Below are 6,000 nucleotides of genomic sequence, written 5' to 3' on the forward strand. Positions count from 1 at the left end.
CCTGCAGGTCAGCGCAACGGCACAGGAGCGCTCATCGCGAGCCCGTGGTGCCGTGCACTGCGGTCCCGTATGAGATTCGGAGCGTTTGCACTGGTCAGAGGCCGAATCGAGCTGCGCGCCGGGAGTGGTGGCGCTGGCCGCGCGTTACATCAGATGCAATACGCAGGCTACTACTGGCACCTCTGCGTATCAGGATCGGTCGTACTCCGACCGGCCTCGGGCGACGTGCGGCATGCTGCTGATGTGAATCCAGACGTTGTGCTCGCCGACCTGCGTGCGGTCGTCTTCGACGTGGGGGAGACGCTCGTTGATGAGTCACGAGCATGGAGCGAGCAAGCAAGGGCTGCTGGTGTCACGCCGTTCAGCCTCATGGCCGCGATCGGATCGGTGATCGCCCAGGGGCGCGACCACCGAGATGCATGGGCGCTTCTCGGGATCGCGCCGCCGGATGTCGCGCCTGACATCGGCCCGGGTGATCTCTATCCGGATGCGCTCGAATGCCTCCGCGGGGTCCGCGCGGCCGGGCTCGTGGTGGGGGTTGCGGGAAACCAGCCCAGGGGAGCTGAAGCCGCTCTGAGAGCAGCTGGCGTCGACGTCGACTTCGTGGTCGCCTCGGCGACATGGGGCGTCGCGAAGCCGTCGCTCGAGTTCTTCCGACACGTGGTCACCGAGACGCAGACCGACCCGAGCCGCGTGTTGTACGTCGGCGACCGCCTCGACAACGACATCCGTCCAGCAAGTGCCGCAGGCCTACGGACGGCGTGGCTGCGACGCGGACCATGGGCGTACCTGCAGCAGCCTCACACTGACGAAACACGGCCAGACCTCGAACTCGGCAACCTGATGCAGCTCACCGACGTGCTGCCGCGCAGCACCTAGAGCAGCTGGTGCCGTGCGAGCCGCTGTGTGCGCTCAGACGCCGGTTCAGATCTGCCTATCAGACAAACTCGCTGGTCAGAACGATGCGCAAACTAGTACTGGCAACCCTGCGTATCACGATCGGTCGTACTCGCCTCGGTCGAGCGGTCGGGTGGGGTGGGCCGGGGCGAAGAACGAGGATCCGCCCGACGGGCGTGCAGCGGGGCGTCGGGAGCGTTGTGGCCGGGTCTCGATCCACGGTGTGAGGGTGCTCATCGTTTGGTGGGCGGTGGCCATCCACGGCCCGAGCTCCCAACCGAAGTGCTGCCCGCACCGGGCCATCGTCGAGACCGCGCCGACGAGGACGGCGCCGTAGAGCTGGGCGAAGCGGGAGGCGTCGAGCCCGATGCCGGCTGTGGCGACCTCGGCGATCGAGGACGGTTCGGTGTCGAGGATGAACGCCGCAGTGCCGTGGAGGTGCCCGTGCAGGACTGAGCTGGTGAGGTGCTGCAGGAGCTTGCCCAGGCCCTGATCGGTGCCGTCGGAGTCGGCGAACAGCTCGGAGAGCAGGCGGCGCTGGGTGGGCATCTGCTCGTCGAGGAAGCGATCGTGCAGCATGGCGTTGGGCAGCGGGCGTCCTCTTCGGACCTTCCAGGTGTAGCCGTGCTGTTGGGCTGAGGACCTGATGGCGAGCAGGCTGCGTGCGACGCCGGCGTCCTTGCCGTTGCCGGTCGCCGCGGAGATGTTCTGCTGCTCGACGAGCGCGGACAGTCGCAGGTTCATCCGGCGTCGGACGCGCTCTCGGGTATCGATGCCGGGTTCGTAGAGCCAGAACACGATGGCGAGGTTCTCCAGGCAGGGACGCACGACCGAGGCCATGGCGAGGATGACTCGTGGTTCGAGGGTGAGCGCGGCCAGGGCCGTCATGTGGTCTGCAGTGGCCATGAGCCGTGGCGGCACCTCGTGCTCGAGCTGGAAGGTGGCTCGGCCCCAGGCTCCGTCGAACGACTCGTCAGCGGTCTCGTGCTCGGCGACGCTCCCCGGGCGGGCAGGACGGGCGGCGTCGGTGAGGTCGAGCGTCGCGAGGGCGACCTTGCGTAGGAGCTTGGCCGCGCGGCGGAACTCGGGTGGGACGTCCTGGCCGTGCGGATCCACCGGCGGCACCCCTCTCGTGCTGGTCGAGACGAGGCCGAGCCTGCCACGCCACCCCGACACCGCGAGGGCCGCATCAGGTGCGGGCGGGCTGGTGCTACAGGCGCTTCTCCAGCAGCACGACGTCGAGCCAGGTGTCGGCGTCGGGTCCGTCTCAGTCCTACCCCCGGGTGTTCGGGCTCCTGGAGCCTCGTTTGCACGGTCCACCGGACTTGTAGGGCTCAGGGGCACGGAGCGGTCACGTCCTCGATCGACACCGGCGAGCCTTGTCGACCAACGCCGTATCGTTCGCTCGACAACGCTGATCTTCCAGCCGACGTGTGGAGAGCATGCCCGTGCCGCCCCATGAGAGCCCTCCCGTGATCGCCTCTGGTCGCCTCGGCCGCCGGGTCCGCATCGTCCATCTGACAGGCGCGGTGTTCGACGCACTGGCCTCCGGTGCCCTTGCTCGTGCCGAGTCGTGCAGCCCGGTACCGCTGACCGCGTACTTCGCCGGTCCCGACTGGCGCAGTACGTGGGCGAGGCGGAGCGAGCAGGCTCGCCGGGACCCCGCCAGCGCGGCCTGGGTCACGGGCGTCATCTGGGACGAGGACCAGTGCCTGCCCGCCGGTCGCGCCGGCTTCCACGGACCGCCGGATGCCGACGGCATGGTGGAGGTCGGGTACGCGGTCGATCCTGCGCTTCGTCGCCGTGGCTACGCCCGTGCGGCACTCGAGGCGCTGCTCCAGCGAGCTCGGGACGAGCCGACGGTGCGCAGGGTGCGGGTCACCATCGCTCCGGGGAACACCGCTTCCCTCGCGCTAGCCATGCAGTACGGCTTCTCCGCCGTGGGGGAGCAGTGGGACGACGAGGACGGCCTGGAGATCATCTATGAGGTCGCTGCCGACACCAGGACCTCGTAGCCGGTCACCTCGGCCGAGCTCGCGCGACGTCCCGACGCTGGGGGTGCAGCTCGCGGTGTAGAGCGCGGGTTCGCCGGGATCTCTAGTCATCCAGGGCCTAAGAAGGTCCCGCTGCGCGGATGAACCGCTAGTCCGTCGGCAACCGTGGCGCCGCATGAGCGCGCCACAGTTAGCGCGCCCGCTAGGGGCATTTACGCAGGTCACGGCCATACGCAGTGGTCGAACTGACATAACGTCCATTATCGGCGTTCGCTCGACCGGTTCGCGGACAGCGCTCCAGGCGCCAGGCTGACCTCACGCGATCCGCTTGAACCCCACGTGCGACGCCGTGAACCCCAGCGCCTCGTAGAACCGGTGCGCATCGCCGCGGGCCGAGTCGGACGTCAGCTGGACCAGGCCCGCGCCGACGGCGGGCGCCGCGACGTCGAGCACCCACCGCAGGAACGCCGTCCCGATGCCTGCCGACCGGCGGTCGCTCGCGACCCGAACGGCCTCGACCTGGAGCCGCGTCGTGCCACGCCGCGACAGTCCCGGGATGCGGGTGAGCTGCAGCACGGCGACGACCTGGTCGCCGTCGGAGCCGACGACGAGGTCGTTGGAGCCGTCCGCGACGATCCCACCGAGCGCGTCCCGGTACGCGTCGAGGTCGTCGTCAGCCGCCCGGTCGCCGCGGGTCGCGCTGATCTCGTCGTCGGCGAGCAGGCGCGCCAGCGGCGCGATGTCGTCCAGGACGGCACGACGGAGCGCGAGGGTGCCGCGCGGGAGCGGGACGGTCGTCGGCAGTGTGAGGGCGGCGATCACGGCACACACCCTGCCATCCCCGACCACGACCGGCACCGAACGGTCGAATTGTCATAACCTGTAGCGCGGGTCGCCGCCGAGCGGCGGCCAGCCGGTGCGCCGTCGTCCCGGCGCCCACCGCGACAGTCCCACGCCGACCGGCGTCGGCGGTAGACGCACCCGGACGCACCCGGACGGACTCGGACCCCGCGGCGACGCGGGCCCGGGCGGCGACGCGCGGACACGCGCGGACCGGCCGTCGCCCGCTCCTCTCCCCCGCACTCACGCCCGGTCGTGGATCGTGACCGCGTACCCGTCCGGGTCGGCGAACGTGAACGTCCGCCCGAACGGCGTGTCGGTCGGTGCCGCGAGGATCTCCACGCCCGCCGCGGCGAGCGCGTCGTGCAGCCCCTGGGCGTCGTCGGCGTGCAGCCACAGCGCGATCCCCGCGCCGGGACGGGGTGTGATCGCGTCGAGGTCGACCCCCGGCAGCGGCGTGCGGACGGCGAACGCGGGCGTCGTCGCGAACACCACGGCGCCGGGCGGGCTCGCGGCCGCGCGCCGCAGTCCGAGGTGCGTCTCGTAGAACGTCGCGGCGACGTCGAGGTCGCGCACCTGGAGGGCGAGGAAGTCGGGTCCGGTCACGGTAGGCACAGCAGGCTCCTTCGATGTCAGGAAGTTGACAACACCCACTGTATGTCAGACTTCTGACATGGATGCACGCGTGGAGCTCGACACGTCGGTCGGCTACCTGCTCAAGCAGGCCGCGACGGCGCTCCGGACCGCGATGGAGGCGGCCCTGCGCCCGCTGTCGCTCACGGTGTCGCAGTACGCGTGCCTGGAGCAGCTCGGCGCCCGACCCGGCATGTCCGGGTCGGAGCTCGCCCGGGCGGTCTTCGTCACCCGGCAGTCGATGCACGCGCTGCTGCGCGGCCTCGAGGAGCGCGGGCTGCTGACCCGCCCGGCGAGCGCCCCGCACGGCCGGGCGCTGCCCACCGACCTCACCGGCGAGGGCCGGGCCGCGCTGGCGGCCGCGAGCACCGCGGTCGCGGCGGTGGAGCAGCGGATGGTGGCGGCCCTCTCCCCCGCCGCGCTCGCCCGGGTGCGCACCGACCTGAGCGCGTTCGTCGCGGCGCTCGACGCACCGGACGCACCCACCGAGCCGTAGCCCGCACGCAATCCGCGTGACAGGACAGGGTCCCGAGGTGCAGGGTGGACGTCGGGTGCCGCGCGAACCGCTGCGGCACGGACCAGCACGAGGAGATCGCGGATGTCCGCAGGGAACGAGGTCGGCCGCACAGGCCACCTTGTGTGACGGGGCCCCGCCCGTCGCGCCGGACCGCACCACCCGAGGGTGAGCAGCCAGGTCCCCCGCGACGGCCGCCTCGTCATGCCCGCGCGGCGTCGACCGCCCGGGCGCCCCCACCTCCCGTGAGAGCGAGTCCCCCATGCGTGCCCTGACCGCACCCGAGATCCACGCGTCCTTCGTCAACTCCACCCGCCGCGAGGCCGCCCAGGCCGTCCTGCCCGACCTGTCCGCCCTCGACTGGGACCGGCTGGACTACCTCGGCTGGACCGACCCGAAGAACCCACGCCGCGCCTACGTCGTGACATGGGTCGACGACCGGCCGACCGGGATCGTGCTGCGCACGGCCGACGGCGCGACCCGCCGCAGCGCGGTGTGCTCGTGGTGCGAGGACGTCATCGCCACCAACGAGGTGTCGCTGCTCGTCGCCAAGCGCGCCGGTACCGCCGGACGCAACGGCGACACCGTGGGCACCTTGATCTGCGCGGACTTCGCGTGCTCGAAGAACGTCCGGCGCCGCCCGACCATCGTCGAGGCGGGAGACGACGCCGAGGCCGTCGTGCAGCGCCGGGTCGCCGGGCTGAAGGAGCGCAGCGAGCGGTTCGTCGCCGCCGTCGCGCGCGGCTGACCGGACGGCGTACCGTCGCACGGTGGACCGGCGCCCTGCCCCGCGCCAGCGGCGGCTGGCTGCGGCGATCGAGCGCGACGGCGCCCGGTGCGTGTGGTGCGGGCGGGCGTTCTCGCGCCTCGTCCCGCCGACGCGGGACCACCTGGTCCCTCGGGCACGTGGTGGCCCGTCGTGGGTCGAGAACGAGGTCCCGTCATGCCGCCGGTGCAACGCCGAGCGCGGACATCGCGGCGCTGCGGAGTGGGTCGAGGAGTGCCTGCGGCGGGGGTGGGTGCCGGACGTGACGGCCGTGCGGCGGGCGATGGCCGCGCTGGAGGTGGCCATCGCCGAGCGCGGCGGCCAGCGCCGCGCCCGCGCGGCCCTCGCCGCCCAGC

At 71.8% G+C, this 6,000-nt stretch carries 8 protein-coding genes; 5 read left to right on the forward strand and 3 right to left on the reverse strand.

All coding sequences use genetic code 11. The features are described from left to right. The first annotated feature begins 258 nt into the window (after nucleotides 1-258). Entirely contained in the window at nucleotides 259-879 is a 621-nt protein-coding gene (locus EBM89_RS03030) for an HAD family hydrolase (protein WP_233571500.1), read from the forward strand. Between the two features lie 114 nt (nucleotides 880-993). Here EBM89_RS03030 and EBM89_RS03035 read toward each other — a convergent pair whose 3' ends face one another. Continuing rightward, on the reverse strand, nucleotides 994-2,013 hold the full coding sequence (locus EBM89_RS03035) for a hypothetical protein (RefSeq protein ID WP_147463430.1): 1,020 nt from the start codon (nucleotides 2,011-2,013) through the stop codon (nucleotides 994-996). A 326-nt stretch (nucleotides 2,014-2,339) separates the two neighbouring features. Between EBM89_RS03035 and EBM89_RS03040 the strand changes: the two genes are divergently transcribed. Then, nucleotides 2,340-2,912 carry a GNAT family N-acetyltransferase gene (locus EBM89_RS03040; RefSeq protein ID WP_122147995.1) on the forward strand — a complete coding sequence of 191 codons (573 nt, stop codon included), beginning with the start codon at nucleotides 2,340-2,342 and terminating at the stop codon, nucleotides 2,910-2,912. 294 nt (nucleotides 2,913-3,206) lie between these two features. Here EBM89_RS03040 and EBM89_RS03045 read toward each other — a convergent pair whose 3' ends face one another. Together EBM89_RS03045 and EBM89_RS03050 are read right to left on the reverse strand one after the other, a co-directional pair. After that, nucleotides 3,207-3,713 (reverse strand): GNAT family N-acetyltransferase, encoded by a 507-nt coding sequence (locus EBM89_RS03045; RefSeq protein WP_122147983.1) that lies wholly within the window; start codon nucleotides 3,711-3,713, stop codon nucleotides 3,207-3,209. A 261-nt stretch (nucleotides 3,714-3,974) separates the two neighbouring features. Continuing rightward, nucleotides 3,975-4,346, reverse strand: a complete 372-nt coding sequence (locus EBM89_RS03050) for a VOC family protein (RefSeq protein ID WP_122147984.1) — start codon at nucleotides 4,344-4,346, stop codon at nucleotides 3,975-3,977. 58 nt (nucleotides 4,347-4,404) lie between these two features. On the opposite strand from EBM89_RS03050, the gene EBM89_RS03055 reads away from it, so the two are divergent. The 3 genes from EBM89_RS03055 to EBM89_RS22520 form a co-directional block, all read left to right on the forward strand. Beyond that, entirely contained in the window at nucleotides 4,405-4,860 is a 456-nt protein-coding gene (locus EBM89_RS03055; protein WP_122147985.1) for a MarR family winged helix-turn-helix transcriptional regulator, read from the forward strand. Nucleotides 4,861-5,140: 280 nt separating this feature from the next. Next, on the forward strand, nucleotides 5,141-5,626 hold the full coding sequence (locus tag EBM89_RS03060; RefSeq protein ID WP_122147986.1) for an FBP domain-containing protein: 486 nt from the start codon (nucleotides 5,141-5,143) through the stop codon (nucleotides 5,624-5,626). 91 nt (nucleotides 5,627-5,717) lie between these two features. Beyond that, on the forward strand, nucleotides 5,718-6,000 hold a 283-nt coding region (locus tag EBM89_RS22520; protein ID WP_369408618.1), incomplete at its 3' end, for an HNH endonuclease.

It is taken from the genome of Cellulomonas triticagri (genome assembly GCF_003696205.1).
Taxonomy (GTDB): domain Bacteria; phylum Actinomycetota; class Actinomycetes; order Actinomycetales; family Cellulomonadaceae; genus Cellulomonas; species Cellulomonas triticagri.

Excerpts from the sequence above, each read along its gene's own strand:
- EBM89_RS03055 (WP_122147985.1), top strand. The coding sequence starts at position 4,405 with ATGGATGCACGCGTGGAGCTCGACACGTCGGTCGGCTACCTGCTCAAG.
- EBM89_RS03060 (WP_122147986.1), top strand. The coding sequence starts at position 5,141 with ATGCGTGCCCTGACCGCACCCGAGATCCACGCGTCCTTCGTCAACTCC.
- EBM89_RS03040 (WP_122147995.1), top strand. The coding sequence starts at position 2,340 with ATGCCCGTGCCGCCCCATGAGAGCCCTCCCGTGATCGCCTCTGGTCGC.